This window comes from Salinicola lusitanus (assembly GCF_038648475.1).
GTDB classification, from domain to species: Bacteria; Pseudomonadota; Gammaproteobacteria; order Pseudomonadales; family Halomonadaceae; genus Salinicola; species Salinicola lusitanus.
Genome location: NZ_CP151919.1, coordinates 379,324 through 395,145 on the forward strand (window position 1 = coordinate 379,324; position 15,822 = coordinate 395,145).

14 protein-coding genes are annotated in these 15,822 nt (G+C 65.7%); 11 read left to right on the top strand and 3 right to left on the bottom strand.

Annotation, left to right across the window (positions count from 1 at the left end; genetic code table 11):
• The first annotated feature begins 12 nt into the window (after positions 1-12).
• The 4 genes from glcD (at position 13) to AAGT95_RS01680 (ending at position 4,540) form a co-directional block, all read left to right on the top strand.
• On the top strand, positions 13-1,512 hold the full coding sequence (gene glcD / locus AAGT95_RS01665; RefSeq protein ID WP_110597900.1) for a glycolate oxidase subunit GlcD: 1,500 nt from the start codon (positions 13-15) through the stop codon (positions 1,510-1,512).
• 36 nt (positions 1,513-1,548) lie between these two features.
• Positions 1,549-2,715, top strand: a complete 1,167-nt coding sequence (glcE, locus tag AAGT95_RS01670; RefSeq protein ID WP_342595311.1) for a glycolate oxidase subunit GlcE — start codon at positions 1,549-1,551, stop codon at positions 2,713-2,715.
• Between the two features lie 15 nt (positions 2,716-2,730).
• Positions 2,731-4,008, top strand: a complete 1,278-nt coding sequence (gene glcF, locus AAGT95_RS01675; RefSeq protein WP_342595312.1) for a glycolate oxidase subunit GlcF — start codon at positions 2,731-2,733, stop codon at positions 4,006-4,008.
• A 130-nt stretch (positions 4,009-4,138) separates the two neighbouring features.
• Positions 4,139-4,540, top strand: a complete 402-nt coding sequence (locus AAGT95_RS01680) for a GlcG/HbpS family heme-binding protein (protein WP_342595313.1) — start codon at positions 4,139-4,141, stop codon at positions 4,538-4,540.
• 9 nt (positions 4,541-4,549) lie between these two features.
• Here AAGT95_RS01680 and rluF read toward each other — a convergent pair whose 3' ends face one another.
• Positions 4,550-5,632 (bottom strand): 23S rRNA pseudouridine(2604) synthase RluF, encoded by a 1,083-nt coding sequence (gene rluF, locus AAGT95_RS01685; protein WP_342595314.1) that lies wholly within the window; start codon positions 5,630-5,632, stop codon positions 4,550-4,552.
• A 348-nt stretch (positions 5,633-5,980) separates the two neighbouring features.
• Between rluF and AAGT95_RS01690 the strand changes: the two genes are divergently transcribed.
• A complete protein-coding gene (locus tag AAGT95_RS01690) occupies positions 5,981-6,973 on the top strand; it encodes a tripartite tricarboxylate transporter substrate binding protein (RefSeq protein WP_342595315.1) in 993 nt (330 codons plus the stop codon).
• A gap of 93 nt (positions 6,974-7,066) precedes the next feature.
• Here the strand turns inward: AAGT95_RS01690 and AAGT95_RS01695 are convergent, their stop codons facing one another.
• Positions 7,067-7,732, bottom strand: coding sequence for an IclR family transcriptional regulator (locus tag AAGT95_RS01695; RefSeq protein WP_110597905.1), 666 nt, complete (start codon positions 7,730-7,732; stop codon positions 7,067-7,069).
• A 131-nt stretch (positions 7,733-7,863) separates the two neighbouring features.
• Here AAGT95_RS01695 and AAGT95_RS01700 point away from each other — a divergent pair, with 131 nt between their 5' ends.
• The 6 genes from AAGT95_RS01700 to AAGT95_RS01725 all read left to right on the top strand — a co-directional run bounded on the left by AAGT95_RS01700 (position 7,864) and on the right by AAGT95_RS01725 (position 14,519).
• Positions 7,864-9,024: a CoA transferase gene (locus tag AAGT95_RS01700; RefSeq protein WP_342595316.1), complete on the top strand. Its 1,161-nt coding sequence runs from the start codon at positions 7,864-7,866 to the stop codon at positions 9,022-9,024.
• 14 nt (positions 9,025-9,038) lie between these two features.
• Positions 9,039-9,878 carry a citryl-CoA lyase gene (locus AAGT95_RS01705; protein ID WP_342595317.1) on the top strand — a complete coding sequence of 280 codons (840 nt, stop codon included), beginning with the start codon at positions 9,039-9,041 and terminating at the stop codon, positions 9,876-9,878.
• A gap of 67 nt (positions 9,879-9,945) precedes the next feature.
• Entirely contained in the window at positions 9,946-10,950 is a 1,005-nt protein-coding gene (locus tag AAGT95_RS01710) for a TAXI family TRAP transporter solute-binding subunit (protein WP_342595318.1), read from the top strand.
• An 18-nt stretch (positions 10,951-10,968) separates the two neighbouring features.
• Entirely contained in the window at positions 10,969-12,870 is a 1,902-nt protein-coding gene (locus AAGT95_RS01715; RefSeq protein WP_342595319.1) for a TRAP transporter fused permease subunit, read from the top strand.
• A complete protein-coding gene (locus tag AAGT95_RS01720; RefSeq protein WP_342595320.1) occupies positions 12,867-13,799 on the top strand; it encodes an SMP-30/gluconolactonase/LRE family protein in 933 nt (310 codons plus the stop codon). Before AAGT95_RS01715 ends, AAGT95_RS01720 begins: the two co-directional genes overlap by 4 nt.
• A 30-nt stretch (positions 13,800-13,829) precedes the next feature.
• A complete protein-coding gene (locus tag AAGT95_RS01725) occupies positions 13,830-14,519 on the top strand; it encodes a glutathione S-transferase family protein (RefSeq protein WP_342595321.1) in 690 nt (229 codons plus the stop codon).
• 135 nt (positions 14,520-14,654) lie between these two features.
• Here AAGT95_RS01725 and AAGT95_RS01730 read toward each other — a convergent pair whose 3' ends face one another.
• A complete protein-coding gene (locus AAGT95_RS01730; protein WP_342595322.1) occupies positions 14,655-15,776 on the bottom strand; it encodes an NADH:flavin oxidoreductase in 1,122 nt (373 codons plus the stop codon).
• Between the last annotated feature and the right edge of the window lie 46 nt (positions 15,777-15,822).

The following is a 15,822-nucleotide window of genomic DNA, read 5'->3' on the forward strand; positions in this document are numbered from 1 at the left end:
CGAGGAGACGCCATGGAACTGCTTTACGACGAGCGCATCGATGGCGAGATCGCCACCGTCGACAAGTCCGGCCTGATGGCGGCCATCATGGCGGTGGCGCCCAGGCTGACCCTGCTCGACCGCGAGGAGGACCTGCGCCCGTTCGAGTGCGATGGACTGTCCGCCTATCGCGTGCTGCCGATGCTGGTAGCCATGCCGACGACGCTGGCCGAGGTCGAGGCGTTGATGCGGGTCTGCTACGAGCATGCCGTACCGGTGGTGACACGAGGTGCGGGCACCGGGCTCTCCGGCGGCGCGTTGCCGCTGGAAAAAGGCGTACTGCTGGTGATGTCGCGTTTCAACAAGATCCTGAGCGTCGATGCCGATGCCCGCCTCGCCCGGGTCCAGCCAGGCGTCCGCAACCTGGCGATCAGCGAGGCGGCCGCACCCCATGGCCTCTACTACGCCCCCGATCCCTCCTCGCAGATCGCCTGCTCCATCGGCGGCAACGTGGCCGAGAACGCCGGCGGCGTTCACTGCCTGAAGTACGGCCTCACGGTCCATAACGTGCTGAGCGTCGAGATCGTCACCATCGAGGGCGAGCGCATGACCCTCGGCGGCGAGTCGCTGGACACCCCAGGCTACGACCTGCTGGCGCTGTTCATGGGTTCGGAAGGCATGCTCGGCGTGATCACCGAAGTGACGGTGCGACTGCTGCCGAAGCCGGAGGTGGCCAGGGTGCTGATGGCCTGCTTCGACGATGTCGAACGGGCCGGCAAGGCGGTGGGCGACATCATCGCCGCCGGCTGTATCCCAGGCGGTCTCGAGATGATGGACAACCTGGCGATTCGCGCCGCCGAGGATTTCGTGCACGCCGGCTACCCGGTCGACGCCCAGGCGATCCTGCTGTGCGAGCTCGACGGCGTGGAGAGCGACGTCCAGGCCGACTGCGAGCGAGTCCGCCAGTTGCTCGAGACGGCGGGCGCCTCTCAGATCCGGCTCGCCCGGGACGACGCCGAGCGCCAGCTGTTCTGGGCCGGTCGCAAGGCCGCGTTTCCGGCCGTCGGCCGCATGTCGCCGGACTACTACTGCATCGACGGCACCATACCCCGCCGCGAGCTGCCGCGGGTGCTCAAGGGCATCAACGATCTCTCGGCCCAATACGGGCTCCGGGTCGCCAACGTCTTCCACGCCGGCGACGGCAACCTGCATCCGCTGATCCTGTTCGACGCCAATCAGCCCGGCGAGCTGGAGTCCACGGAAGCGCTCGGCGGCAGGATTCTCGAACTCTGTGTCGATGCCGGCGGCAGCATCACCGGCGAACACGGCGTCGGCCGCGAAAAGCTCAACCAGATGTGCACCCAGTTCGCCGCCGACGAGATCACCCTGTTCCACGCGGTGAAATCCGCCTTCGACGAACGCCGTCTGCTCAACCCCGGCAAGAACATTCCGACACTGGCACGCTGCGCCGAGTTCGGCGCCATGCACGTCCATCACGGCGAACTGCCGCACCCCGAACTGCCGCGATTCTGATGTCGGCGACGGCATGAGACGCGCAAGGAGATCGCCATGACCCACCTGCAGGACCAGCGGCCGGAGTACACGCCGCCGAACGAGTCCGGCCCCGATGTTCCCGCCGGCCGAGATGACAGCGAAGCCCTCTGCGAACAGGTGGCGCGCGCCCAGGCCGAGCGCGCCACGCTGCGCATCGTCGGCGGCAACACCAAGGCGTTCTACGGCCGCCGGGTCGAAACGGCGCAAGCGCTCTCCACTACCGGCCATCACGGCATCGTCCACTACGATCCGGTGGAGCTGGTCGCCACCGTACGCGCCGGCACGCGGCTGCGGGATCTCGAGCGAACGCTTGCCGACAACGGCCAGCGCCTCGCCTTCGAGCCGCCACACTTCGGCGATGACGCCACCGTCGGCGGCATGGTCGCGGCCGGGATTTCCGGCCCTCGTCGCCCGTGGGCCGGCGCCGTGCGGGATTTCGTGCTCGGCGTGAGAATCATCACCTCTGATGGCAAGCAGTTGCGCTTTGGTGGCGAAGTCATGAAGAACGTCGCCGGCTACGATTTCTCCCGGCTCATGGTCGGCGCCCAGGGCACGCTCGGAGTACTGACCGAAGTCTCGTTCAAGGTGCTTCCCACTCCTCACGCGCACGCCTGCCTGCGCCTGGAACTGCCGCTGACCGAGGCGCTCGAGCGCTTGACGGCCTGGGGCCGCGAGCCGATGCCCATCACCGGCGCCGCCCACGATGGTGAAGCGCTGCACCTGCGCCTCGAAGGCGGCGAGGGCTCCGTCTCGGCCACGCGCCAACGCCTCGGCGGTGAAACGGAAGATTCGCGGTTCTGGTCGCAGCTGCGCGAGTTGCAACTGCCCTTCTTCGACGGCGCCTTCGATAACGACGCGCATGTCCTGTGGCGTCTGTCGCTGCCAGCGCTGGCGCGCACGCCGGCGCTCGAGGGTGACTGGCTGGTCGACTGGGCCGGTGCCCAGCGCTGGCTGAAAAGTTCCGAGGGATGCGGTTTCGAGGACGAACCGCGGGCCGACGCCCACATTCACGAGGCCGCCATTGCCGCCGGCGGCCATGCCACGCGCTTCACGCCGGACGCCAACGGCGCTTCGCCTTTCACGCCTCTGCCACCGGTGCTGGCCAAGTACCACCGCCAGCTCAAGCAGCGGCTCGATCCGCAGGCGATCTTCAACCCTGGCCGGCTCTACGCCGAGTGGTGAGGAGACCTCTACCCCATGCAGACCCATTTTTCCGAGGCCGCCCGTGCCAAGCCCCATATCCACGAGGCCGACCGCATCCTGCGTACCTGCGTGCATTGCGGCTTCTGCAATGCCACCTGCCCGACCTACCAGTTGCTGGGCGACGAACGCGACGGCCCGCGCGGGCGCATCTATCTGATCAAGGAGCTGCTGGAGAGCGACGACGGCGACGATCAGGTCACCCAGGAGACGCAGTTGCACCTGGACCGCTGCCTGAGCTGCCGCAGCTGCGAGACCACCTGCCCCTCCGGCGTGGAGTATCACAAGCTGCTGGATATCGGGCGTGCCGAAGTCGACCGTCGGGTCGGTCGCCGGCCCGGCGAGCGCGCCCTGCGACTGGGGCTGCGCGTCGCGCTGGTCGAGCCCAAGCGGTTCCAGGCGCTGCTCGCCCTGGGGCAGACGTTCCGCCCGCTGGCGCCTCACGACCTGCGCGACAAGATCCCCCCGCGCCAGCAACCTCGCCCGTCCGATCGCCGGGCGCGCCCCGACCCGACCCGGCACGCCCGTCAGATGCTGATTCTGGAGGGCTGCGTCCAGCCCGGTCTGGCGCCCAATACCAACGACGCCACGGCACGGGTGCTCGATCGTCTCGGCATCGGGGTGAGCCCCGCCCCGGAAGCGGGCTGCTGCGGCGCCATCGACTTCCACCTCAACGCCCAGGCCACCGGGCGTGATCGCATGCGCGCCAATATCGATGCCTGGTGGCCGCTGATCGAACGTCGCGGCGAGACCTCCTCCTCGTCAGCCGGAGTGGAGGCGATCATCCAGACCGCCAGCGGCTGCGGCGCCTTCGTCAAGGAGTACGGCGAGATGCTCGCCGACGATCCCGAATATGCCGCCAAGGCCAGACGCGTGAGCGAACTGGCCAAGGATCTGGTGGAAATATTGCGCGAAGAGGACCTGGAGTCGTTGGGTAAGAGTGACGCGTGCGCAGGACTGGCGTTCCACTGCCCCTGCACGCTGCAGCATGCCCAGAAGCTGGGGGGGGCCGTCGAAGGCGTGCTCGCCCGGCTGGGATTCGATCTCGCCCCGGTGCGGGATTCACACCTCTGCTGCGGCTCCGCCGGCACCTATTCGATCACCCAGCCGGCCCTGGCCCAGCGCCTGCGCGACGACAAGATGGACGCGCTGGAAGCGTCGTCGCCGCAGACCATCGTCACTGCCAACATCGGCTGCCAGAGCCACCTCAACGGCGCCGGGCGAACCCCGGTAAGACATTGGATCGAGGTCGTCGACGAAGCGCTCACGGCCTAGCGCCGGCGACTCGCTCACGACCACACAAGGCCAGCCCGCTGCGGTACCCGGCAGGTTGGCTTCTCACGTTATCTCGCAGCTCGCAGCGCTTAGCTCGACGCTGCCCTGACGATGGAACTGGAGTCCCACCATGCAGACCAAAGCCGCACTCGAACTCAGCGATGTCAATGCCATCCTCGATGCCGCCCAGACCGAAGCCGAAGCCCAGGGCTGGGCAGTCACCATCGCCGTCGCCGACGATGGCGGCCACCTGCTAGGCCTGCGAAGGATGAACGGTGCCGCTCCCTTCAGCGCCGGCGTCGCCACCGAAAAGGCGCGCAACGCGGCGATCGGCCGCAAGGAGACCCAGGTCTTCGAGGAGATGATCAACAATGGCCGCACCGCCTTCGTGACGGCACCGATGACCGCGCTGCTCTCTGGCGGTGTGCCGGTCATTCACGACGGCCAGGTGATCGGCAGTGTCGGTATCTCCGGGGTCAAGCCGGAGCAGGACGTGCAGGTGGCCAAGGCCGCGGTCAAAGCCATCGGCTGAGCGCCTGAGCTAGCGCTTCTTGCCGCTGCCGCGCGTGCGCTTGGCGGCAGGCGCCCCCGGCTTCCCGCCGCGCCCCTTGGCCGCGGGCTTGGCGCCCGGCTTGCCCTTGGTGGCAGGGCGGCCCTTGGCACCGGGTTTACCCTGGCCGACCGACTTGCCCTTGGCACCGGGTTTGCCCTTGGCGGCCGGCTTGCCATTGGCACTGGGCTTGCCCTTTGCGGCCGGCTTGCCCTTGGCGCCAGGCTTTCCACCACCGGCCGCTCTGGCCTTGGGGTGAGGCTTGCCGCCTGCCGACTGACGCCCCTTGGTCGCCGGCTTGGCGGCTTTGCCACTGCGCGCGGGCTTGGCCGCCGGCGTCGGCTCGGCCTCACCGCCGGAGTCGCGGGTCAGCGCGATCAGGGTCTCGATCTCCTTCGGCGTGAGATCCCGCCAGTCGCCCAGCGCCAGCCCCTTGAGCGAGACGTTCATGATCCGGGTGCGGATCAGCTGCGTGACCTCGTAGCCGAAATACTCGCACATGCGGCGGATCTGGCGATTGAGCCCCTGCACCAGCGTGATGGTGAAGACGAAGGTCGACTCGCGGCTGACCTGGCAGCGCTTGGTCACCTGACCGAGGATCGGCACCCCCTGCTGCATGCCCTCGATGAAGTCGTCGGTGATCGGCTTGTCGACGGTCACCCGATAGACTTTTTCGTGATGGTTGTGCGCGCGCAGGATCTTGTTGACCAGGTCGCCATCGTTGGTCAGCAGAATCAGCCCCTGGGAATCCTTGTCGAGCCGGCCGATCGGGAAGATACGCGCGCCGTGCTTGACGAACTCGACGATATTGTCCTTCTCGCTGGACTCGGTGGTACTGACGATCCCCACCGGCTTGTTCAGCGCGATCAGGACCAGATCCTCCGCCTCCCGCGGCTCGATCTCCTGACCATTGACCCTGACCCGGTCCCCCGCCGTCACCTGGTCACCGGTGGTGGCACGGCGACCGTTGATCCATACGTTGCCCTGCTCCACGAAGCGATCGGCTTCCCGGCGGGAGCACATCCCGCTCTCGCTGATGTACTTGTTGATCCGGGTCGATTGTCGTAACGCCATAAAGGGTCGTCCAGCCAGAGGAAAGGTGACTCAGCATCCGGCCGCAACCGCTGGGCCAGCACGCTGCACCAAGGGGATGATGCACCCGAATAGTTTGACGCTTCCTCGGTAACGATAAAACCGGCCGACGTTCAAAAACCACCTGATGCTCCATCGCCGAGGCGGGATTCGGTCTCCGACCGGGACGGTCTCGCTGGCCCCTCATCTTGAGTTCTGTCAAACAGAACAATATATCTACTGACGATATTCTTTAGTCGCAATTGACGGCGTCGAGATTGACCCGACACTTCGGCGGCCCTAATTTCTACTGTCGCAACACGTTCTACAAAAGAGAATAACGGAGACGCCATGAAACTGCTGTCCTTGAAGCCTTCCGCGCTGTGCCTCGCACTCTCGCTGGCGGCGCTGCCGATGCTGGTGCAGGCCGCCGGCCCGAGCGGAAAGATCGACTGCATCGCCCCTGCCAACCCCGGCGGCGGCTGGGATTTCACCTGCCGCAGCGTGGGTCAGGTGCTCAGCGAGATCGGTGCCATCAACGGCAGCGTACAGACCACCAACATGCCGGGCGCCAGCGGGGGTGTCGCGTTTTCCCACGTGGTCACCAAGCGGGCCGGACAGAACGACGTCATCGTCTCGGCGTCGACCTCGACCACCACCCGCCTGGCCCAGCATCAGTTCCCCGGCCTGAACGCCGACATGGTCAACTGGGCCGGCACCGTCGGTGCGGATTATGGCGTGATCGCCGTGAGCAAGGATTCGCCCTACCAGACCCTCGAGGAGTTGCTGAGCGCCATGGAGGACAAGCCCTCCAGCGTCAGCTTCGCCGGCGGCAGCGCCAGCGGCGGCTGGGATCACCTCAAGGTGCTGATGATGGCGCGCGCCGACGGCATCCAGCCGTTGAACAAGATCAAGTATCTGCCGTTCGACGGCGGCGGCGAGGCGATGACTCAGGTCGTCGGCGGCCATATCGACGCCTTCTCCGGAGATGCCTCGGAAATCCTCGGCTTCGTCGAATCCGGCGACCTGCGGGTGCTCGCCGTGCTTGCCGACGGTCGTCTACCCGGTACGCTGAGTGAGTTCCCCACCGCCAAGGAACAGGGCGTGGATGTCGAGGGCATCAACTGGCGCGGATTCTACCTGCCGCCGAAACTCTCCGACGAGGATGTGGCCTGGTGGGAAGAGACCCTGCACAAGGTCTACGAGAGCCCGGAGTGGAAGGAAGTCATGAGCAAGAACGGCTTGATCCCCTTCGACCGCAGCGGCGAAGCCTTCAAGACGTATGTGCATCAGCAGATCGCCGATATCGAGGAGATCTCCAAGGAGGTCGGCCTGATCCAGTAAGCCGGCACCCGCGCCTCGGATGGCTCATCGCATCGAGCCATCCGCCCCCCTGGTGCTCACTCGCGGGCGCGGACGGCCCTAGCCCCCAGTCTCTCAGGAAGCCCGCAACGCACGCGGCCACTGGCGTTCGAGACGCGGCCCGTACTGGGACAGCAGGGGGACATGGCGATCCTTGGCCGCCAGGTTGAAGCGTTCGCTGGGGCCCGATAGTGCCAGCGCGCCCATCAGCTCTCCCTCGCCGTTATAGATACCGATGGCCGCCGCCGACAACCCGGCCTGGCGCTCTCCGCTCGACACCGCCACCTGACCGCGAGGGGTTTCGTAATTGAGCACCCGCCCGGCGGCACCGCGTCCCAGCGGCAGCCTCACGCCCTCTTCCAGGTGGTGCCTGACCTCCAGCCGGCCGTTCTCGCGCAACCGACAGATCCGGTGATCGCCGTCGCGGACATAGAACGACGCCGTCTCCTCGCTGGCATCGCGCAGCGACTCGAGGATCGGGCGCACCAGATTCTCGAGCTGCGGCCCGTCACCCGCCAGCGGGGCCAGGCGCGAGACCGCCGGGCCGACCCGGTAGATGCCGCGTTCGTCGCGGGTGACATAGCCGAAATGCTCCAGCGACGCCATCAGCCGCAGGATGGTGCTCTTGTAGAACCCCGAGGCGTTGGCGAGTTCGGTCAGGGAGAACTCTCGTCGCTCCTGGGAGAAGGCTTCGAGCAGCGTCAGCGCTCGCTCGACGGCTTCGACACGTCGCTGGGCCATGGAACGCTCCTTTCGATCAGGGTCAGCAGGACTTGAACTAATGGCGAATGTTGCGACAGACAAAACAGTATTGCAACTCGCCCAGCCGAATCATATTCTCTCTAAAAGAAACCGTTTCACCAGGAGAAACAATGTCATCACCACTGACCGGTTATCGGGTGCTCGATCTGACCAATGTGCTGGCCGGGCCTTTCTGCTGTCACCAGCTGGCGCATCTCGGCGCCGAAGTGATCAAGGTCGAGCGGCCCCAGGGTGGTGACCTGGCGCGTCAATTGGGCGCCGATCCCGCACTCAATCGGGAGCTGATGGGGGTCTCGTTCCTGGCCCAGAACGCCGGCAAGCGTTCGGTGACTCTCGACTTCAAACGACCGGACGATCGGGACGCCTTCCTGGCGCTGGTGGCGACGGCAGACGTGGTGGTCGAGAACTTTCGCCCCGGCGTCATGCAGCGGCTCGGGCTCGGCTTCGAGACGTTGCGCGAGGCCAACCCCGAGCTGGTCTACTGTGCGATCTCCGGCTTCGGCCAGGATGGGCCGCTGGCCAACTATCCGGCCTACGACCAGATCATCCAGGGCATGGCCGGGGTGATGAGCATTACCGGCGCGCCGGACAACGCGCCCTATCGGGTCGGCTATCCGCTGGCCGATACGGTCGGCGGTCTGACCGCAGCGATGGCGATCAATGCCGCCCTCGCCGAACGACCGCGCAAGGCGCACTTCATCGATATCTCGATGCTCGAATCGGTGCTGGCCACCATGGGCTGGGCGGTCTCCAACCTGCTGATCGCCGGCAAGCCGCCGCAGCCCCTGGGCAACGACAACGTCACCGCCAGCCCCTCCGGCACCTTTGCCACCGCCGACGGGCTGATCAACATCGCCGCCAACAAGCAGGAGCAGTTCGAAGCGATCTGCCACCTGCTCGAACACCCTGAGTGGCTCACCGACCCGCGCTTCGCCCAGCGCCAGGCGCGCCTGGAGCATCGGCGGGCATTGAGCGACTGCCTCGAGGCGGTGCTGAAACGGGAGACGACCGAGTACTGGTGGCCACGGCTGGTCGAGGCCGGCGTGCCCGCCGGCCCGGTCTACAGCGTCGCCGAGGCCCTGGCGCACCCCCAGGTTCGCGAGCGCGGACTGATCGAGCGCTTCGACACCAGCACCCTCGGGCGGCCGCTGGAGGTGGTCAGCGGCGGTTACCGGTTCGACGGCCAGGCGCCTCGCGTCGCCTCGCCACCGCCCCGGCTCGGCCAGGACAACGACCTTCTGCTGCCCACCCACGCCGCCAACGACGAATGAATCGGAGAGACCTCATGAGCGCTAGCCAGACCCCGGAATATCAGGCCCAGCAGTGGTGGAAGACCGACATCATCGACATGCGCCCCGGCGAGATCCGCTATCGCGGCTATCCCATCGAGGAGCTGATCGGCAACGTCGGCTTTGCCGACATGGTCTGGCTGATGACTCGCGGCGAACTGCCGACGCGGCCGCAAGCCGCGCTGCTGGAAACGGCCCTGATGAGCGCGGTCGACCACGGTCCCCAGGCACCCAGCATCGCCATCGCCCGGATGGCGATGACCTGCGGCGGCAGTCTCAACAACGCCATGGCCTCCGCGGTCAACGTGCTCGATGACGTCCACGGTGGCGCCGGCGAGCAGGCGGTCGAACTCTACCAGTCGATCCTCGAGTACCAGATCGGCGGGCACCCGCTGGAGATCGCGGTTGAGGAAGGCATCGCCACCTGGCAGCGCGAGCGCACCCGGATCATCCCCGGCTTCGGCCACCGCTTTCATCCGGTCGACCCCCGTGGGCCACGACTGCTGCAACTGGTCGAGGAAGCCGCCGAACGTGGCGAGGTGGACGGCAACTTCGTCGCCATCGCCCGAGAGGTCGAGCGCCAGCTCATCGCCATGAAGGGCAAGCCGATTCCGCTCAACATCGACGGCGCCACCGCCGTCATCTACGCCGAACTGGGCTTCCCGGCCCCGCTGGCCCGCGGCTTGTTCTGTCTCTCCCGCTCGGTGGGCATCCTCGCCCACGCCTGGGAGCAGCAGTGCCAGGGCGGGCGCAACAAGGGCCCAATGCCCAAGGGCTGGCTATGGCCCTACGGCGGCCCCGCGCCGCGCCCGGTGCCCGGAAGAGACCGTCCCTGAAGCCATATCCATTTCTCCTGCATCGAACCGCATACAACACCCGCACTGCAGAACCGGAGAGACACTCATGAACACCAGCCTGACCCTACGCTCGCTGATGGCGGCTACCGTTGCCATTGGCCTGTCCACCGCGACCGTGCACGCGGACGATTTCGTCGTCAGCGCCACCTCGCAGACATCCGACGATTATGCCTTGGCCGTTGCCTGGTCCAGCGCCCTGGCCAAACAGAGCGATGAAGACCGTCTGACCGTCGTCGACAACGGCAGCGTCAATGGCTTGCGGCAGCTCGCAGCGGGCAGGCTGGACATCGCCGTCATCGGCGCCCCCCACTACCTGGATGCGGTCAACAAAAGGGGCAACTTCAGCGAAGACCCCGACCGGCTGACCGAGGCGTATGCCGGCCTGAAGAGCCTGTTCGCCATCAGCACGAGCGCCGGCCAGTACGTCGTGCGAGAGGAGAGCGGCATCAACTCCTTCGCCGACCTGAAAGGGCACAGCCTGGCCATCGGCCGCCCCGGCGGCAATGCCGGCCGGGTCAGCAGTGCCTTCCTCGAGGCTTACGACCTGGATCCCGAGGAGAGTGTCGATACGCAGTACATCGATTACACCGATGCCTTCAATCAAATGTCCAACGGCAGACTGGACGGCACCTTCGTCTGGGGCGGCCTGCCGCAAGCCGCCATCGACAACGCCTCCCGCACCATGAAACTGCGCTTCATCTCGCCGGACGAGGCTCACATGGCTGCGTTTCGCGAGCATATTACGGCGGGAGAGCACTATCGTCTGAAGCCGGTTTCGCGACAGGAAATCACCGCAGCCTACGAGGATCGCGTTTCCTCGGACGAAACGACCCATTTCTGGAGTTTTCCATACATGTTCGTCGTCAGTGGCGATATGGATGACGACACCGCCTATGAGCTGACAAAAGCGCTCTGGGGCAATCTCGATGCCATCAAACGCACCAGCGCGGCGCTCAACCTGCTGCGGCTGAACGAGGCCACGACAGGTCTGACCGCGGATCTGCACCCGGGCGCGGCACGCTATTTCCGAGAGATCGGATTGATCGAATAACGCTCGAGGAACAGTACGATGCCACGGATAACATCACTCGCATCGGGTCGGCCTCTCGAGACGCTGGGGTTGGCTGCCTGCGCCGGTCTGACCCTATTCATCATCTGGACGACGCTTGGCGTACGCTATCCGGCCCAGATCATGTATGGCGTAGCCTTGCTGCTGGGGTTGGTCGCGACGTTTGCCCTGAAGGCCGGCCCCCTGGCCCAGCGAGCCCCAAAGCTGGACCGAGCCCTGAGCGCCGTGCTGATACTGCTGGCAATTGCCACCAGCGGATACTATCTCGTCGAATATCACGCGATTGCCGCCTATCGAGAGGGACTTCCCAACCATTGGGACATGCTCTGCTACGGCGTGGGTACGCTGCTGGTGCTGGAGGCGGCGAGGCGCGTCGAAGGCTGGACGCTGGTCGCCATTACCGGCGGCGCACTCGCGTACCTGCTGTGGGGACACTTCCTACCGGGCGCCATCGGCCACCGAAAGCTGTGGCTCGATCAGGTTCTCGAGGTCAGCTACGGCTACCAGGGGATCTACGGTATCGCCCTGGGTGCGGTGGTGGATGTCGTGCTCATGTTCGTCATTCTTGGCGCAGCATTGCGCCATACTGGTGCCGGTGACTTTTTCAACTTCCTGGCGCTACGCTTGGCCAAGGGCCGCCGCTCCGGCGCCGCGCAGGCCGCCATCATCGGGTCGGCGCTGTTTGGCTCGGTCAACGGCTCGGCACCCGCCAACGTCATGTCCACCGGGGTTCTGACCATCCCGATGATGAAGCGCGCCGGCTATCAGCCGCGCTTCGCCGGTGCCGTCGAAGCGGTCGCCTCCTGCTCAGGCCAGTTGATGCCGCCCATCATGGGGGTCGGCGCCTTCATCATGGCCGAAGTCACCGGCATTCCCTACCCTACCATCGTGCTGGCGGCAGTCATCCCGGCCTTTCTCTACCTGCTCGCGCTATCGGCCGCAGTGGCGTTCGAGGCCGGTCGCCTGAACCTGGCCCCAGAAGACACCGGGAGTGAGCCATTCGACTCGCGCCGCCGTGCCCAGGGCATCGTGCTCGTCACGGGATTCGCGACCCTGATCGGATTGCTGCTGGCGGGCTACTCGCCAACCTGGTGTGGCATGTCAGCGGCCGCCGTGGTGATGGTCGTCGCGATGCTACTACCCGGCACCCGTTTGGGTATCCGCGGCTGGACGTCCGTCATTGTCGACGGAGGCCGCGACGGGCTGGCCGTGCTGATCTCATGCGCCGCCATCGGCATCGTCATCGGCGCAGTCAATGTCACCGGACTTGGGGTCACACTGAACCAGGCCATCGTCAGTCTTGGTGAAGGCAATCTACTGCTCGCACTCATTCTGGCCGCCTTCTGTTCGATTCTGCTGGGCATGGGGTTGCCCACCGCTGCCTCTTATCTCATGGTGATCTTCGTGGCGGGGCCGGCGATTCTCGACCTGGGCGTCGACAAGTTGCAGACCCACCTGTTCGTGTTCTATTACGCCGTGCTTTCGGCCATAACGCCGCCGGTGGCCCTTGCCGTTTTCGCCGCCGCCGCCATCATCGGCGCGCCCACCCTCAGTATCGCGATGAGCGCCCTGCGCCTTTCGCTGGTTGCCTTCCTACTGCCGTTTGCCTGGGTCTATCACCCCGAGATCAACCTGGAAGCGGTCAGTTGGGCTTCCCTGCCAGCATTAATGGCCACCGTTGGCATGATGATACTGGCGACCATCGGCATCAGCGCCGCCAACGTGGGTCACTATCGCCGATCGCTGCATCCGCTCGAACGCTTGATCATGCTGTTCGCCGGCATCATCGCCCTCACCCAGGGTCTGCTGCTGTCAGCCATGGCTTCGCTGGTCATCGTCGTGCTGATGATGCGCGCCCGTGGCGGGTTGCACTCCTCGACACCCAGGAGCCAGATTCCATGAGCCTGTATCCACCACCCGAAACGCGCCGGTGCGACGTCTATACCCGAATCCCCGAGCATCTGAAGCGATACGATGCCTCCTCCGAATGGATCGCCGCCAACAAGCCGGGGCAGTCGGTACCGAGCTTTCTGGAGGGCCCGCTCTTCGATGGCGACGGCAACCTGTTCGTTACCGATATCCCTCATGGCCGTATCTTCAGAATCGACGAGCAAGGCGGGTGGGAAATCATCGCCGACTACGACGGCTGGCCCAATGGCATGCGCTTCGGCCCGGACGGCCTTTTATGGATCGCCGATTACCGGCACGGCCTGATGACCCTCGACCCGGCAGGTGGAGAGCCGCAGCCCTTGCTGACCCATGTGGGCAGCGAGAGGTTCAAGGGGATCAACGATCTGTTCTTCGATCACCGCGGCCGGCTCTACTTCACCGACCAGGGTCAGACGGGGTTGCAGGATCCCTCGGGTCGCGTCTACCGCTATGACCCGGACACGCGGCGCCTGGATCGTCTGATCGATAACGGCATCAGTCCCAACGGGCTCGTCACCGACCTGGAGGAAAAGGCACTCTTCGTCGCCATGACCCGCGGCAACGGGGTCTGGCGAATTCCGTTGAAGGATGACGGCCCGGCTGGGAAAGTGGGACTCTTCGTGCCATTGGCAGGGGGCGTGTCGGGGGCGGATGGCCTGGCGCTGGATGAAGCGGGCAACCTCTTCGTATGTGACGCAGGCAATGGCTGCGTCTGGGTCTTCGATCGATACGGGCAGCCGCTCTGGCGGCTGCTATCCCAGACCGAAGGCCGCACGCTGACCAATCTGACGTTCGGCGGGCCGGACCGCAAGACGCTCTACATGACCGAATCGGCGACGGGGACTATCCTCACGATCGACATGGAGGTTCCGGGTCGCGCTCCGACCTACCTGTCTTGCTAAGCCCCACGAAACTCGCGTCCGGAGACAGCCATGGTTTATCGACTCTTCATCGCCAACAAGAACTACTCATCCTGGTCGATGCGGCCCTGGGTGCTGCTGCGGGCGCTGGACCTGCCCTTCGAGGAGGTCATGACCCCGTTCGAGGGTGACGGCCAGCAGAGCGCCTTCGCGGCGTTCTCGCCCACCGCCAAGGTCCCCTGCCTTCACGATGAAGCAGTGGTGGTGTGGGAATCGCTGGCGATCGTGGAGTACCTGGCCGAGGCTCACCCGAGCGTATGGCCGGCCGCCAGCGCTGCCCGGGCCTGGGCCCGCTGTGCCAGCGCCGAGATGCATGCCGGTTTTGCCGCCCTGCGCGACGAGTGCTCGATGAACTGCTCGCTGAGCATCGACCTGGGCGCGCCGAGTGCGGCGCTGGGGAAAGATCTGGCTCGGCTCGACGCGCTATGGCAGGAAGGACTGGATACCTTCGGCGGCCCATGGCTCGCCGGTGACGCCTTCACTGCCGTGGACGCCATGTTCGCCCCGGTCGCGGTGCGCATCCGCGGTTACGGCATCGAACTCGGCACTGCGGCCATGGCCTACACCGAGCGCCTGCTCGCGCATCCGGCGGTGACCGAATGGATCGAACAGGGCATCGCCGAGCCGTGGATCGACGGGCCGCACGAAGCCGACTGCATTCGTGGCCGGCGAGTCCGCGCGGATCGGCGCAAACCAGCCTGAAGCCGCTCCTTCGAGGGAAGACCCCGTTAGCTCGAGAGCTTTCGGGGTCGGATTGCACCGCCACGATCTCCCGCGCCGACCGGCTGCTGGACCACCCTGCGACAGGCCGAACCCGCTGCGGAGATCAAATGCGGGTCAGTACAGCTCGGTCAACGCTTCCTTGGTGAAGTCGGTCAGCGATGTCTCATCGCGGGCATGCACTTTCTTCACCCACGCCGGATCGCTCAGCAAGGCGCGACCGACGGCGATCAGATCGAACTCGTCGCGTTCCATCCGGTCCACGAGCTTTTCCAGGCTGGCCGGGGTGGAGCTCTCCCCGCTGAAGGCCCCCATGAAGTCGCCGGACAAACCGACCGAGCCGACGCTGATCGTGGGTGCACCCGTGAGTTTCTTGGCCCAGCCGGCAAAATTCAGACCTTCCGGCCCATCGAGTTCCGGATATTCCGGCTCCCAGAACCGCCGCTGCGAGCAGTGCAGGATATCCGCGCCGGCCTCCACGAGCGGGGCCAGCCAGTCGGTCATCTCATCCGGCGTGTTGGCCAGACGTACGTCGAAGTCCTGCTGTTTCCACTGGCTGACGCGCAGGATGATCGGCAGATCGGGGCCGACGGCATCGCGCACGCTCTTGACGACTTCCGCGGCGAAGCGGGAACGCTCCTTGAGCGTGGCGCCGCCGTAGCGATCGCTGCGCTGATTGGTGGCCGCCCAGAAGAACTGATCGATCAGATAGCCATGGGCCGCGTGAATTTCGACCGTGTCGAAACCGAGCCGCTTGGCGTCGGCCGCGGCGCGGGCATAGGCATCCAGCGTATCGGCGATAGCCTCTTCACTCATCGCCTCGCCGCGCGGCTGACCGGGCGCGACCAGACCGGACGGGCTCTCGACAGGGACGTCCTGCACCCAGTCCGTGAGAAAACTGGCGACCGAGCCCACGTGCCAGATCTGAGGCCCCATGCGGCCACCCGCTTCATGCACGCCATCGATGACATGTTGCCAGCCAGCCAGCGCCGCTTCGCCATGAAAGAACGGGATGTTCGGTTCATTGCGCGCCGCCGGCCGATCGATGGTGGTGCCCTCGGACAGGATCAGGCCGACCTCTTGCTCGGCCCGCCGACGATAGTAAGCGGCCACGTTGTCTCCGGGCACGCCCGACGGCGAAAACGACCGCGTCATCGGCGCCATGACGATGCGGTTCTTGAGCGATAGCGACTTCAACTGAAAGGGCCGAAACAGCGCGTCGACATTGGATGAGGCCATGACAATGCTCCAGGTGATGAGTTGGGAATCGTGGTATAGGATTTAT

Bases quoted from the DNA above. Each gene is read 5' to 3' on its own strand.
- glcF (WP_342595312.1), top strand. From the start codon at position 2,731: ATGCAGACCCATTTTTCCGAGGCCGCCCGTGCCAAGCCCCATATCCAC.
- AAGT95_RS01680 (WP_342595313.1), top strand. From the start codon at position 4,139: ATGCAGACCAAAGCCGCACTCGAACTCAGCGATGTCAATGCCATCCTC.
- rluF (WP_342595314.1), bottom strand. From the start codon at position 5,632: ATGGCGTTACGACAATCGACCCGGATCAACAAGTACATCAGCGAGAGC.
- AAGT95_RS01725 (WP_342595321.1), top strand. From the start codon at position 13,830: ATGGTTTATCGACTCTTCATCGCCAACAAGAACTACTCATCCTGGTCG.
- AAGT95_RS01695 (WP_110597905.1), bottom strand. From the start codon at position 7,732: ATGGCCCAGCGACGTGTCGAAGCCGTCGAGCGAGCGCTGACGCTGCTC.
- glcE (WP_342595311.1), top strand. From the start codon at position 1,549: ATGACCCACCTGCAGGACCAGCGGCCGGAGTACACGCCGCCGAACGAG.
- AAGT95_RS01690 (WP_342595315.1), top strand. From the start codon at position 5,981: ATGAAACTGCTGTCCTTGAAGCCTTCCGCGCTGTGCCTCGCACTCTCG.
- AAGT95_RS01720 (WP_342595320.1), top strand. From the start codon at position 12,867: ATGAGCCTGTATCCACCACCCGAAACGCGCCGGTGCGACGTCTATACC.
- glcD (WP_110597900.1), top strand. From the start codon at position 13: ATGGAACTGCTTTACGACGAGCGCATCGATGGCGAGATCGCCACCGTC.
- AAGT95_RS01705 (WP_342595317.1), top strand. From the start codon at position 9,039: ATGAGCGCTAGCCAGACCCCGGAATATCAGGCCCAGCAGTGGTGGAAG.
- AAGT95_RS01700 (WP_342595316.1), top strand. From the start codon at position 7,864: ATGTCATCACCACTGACCGGTTATCGGGTGCTCGATCTGACCAATGTG.
- AAGT95_RS01730 (WP_342595322.1), bottom strand. From the start codon at position 15,776: ATGGCCTCATCCAATGTCGACGCGCTGTTTCGGCCCTTTCAGTTGAAG.
- AAGT95_RS01715 (WP_342595319.1), top strand. From the start codon at position 10,969: ATGCCACGGATAACATCACTCGCATCGGGTCGGCCTCTCGAGACGCTG.
- AAGT95_RS01710 (WP_342595318.1), top strand. From the start codon at position 9,946: ATGAACACCAGCCTGACCCTACGCTCGCTGATGGCGGCTACCGTTGCC.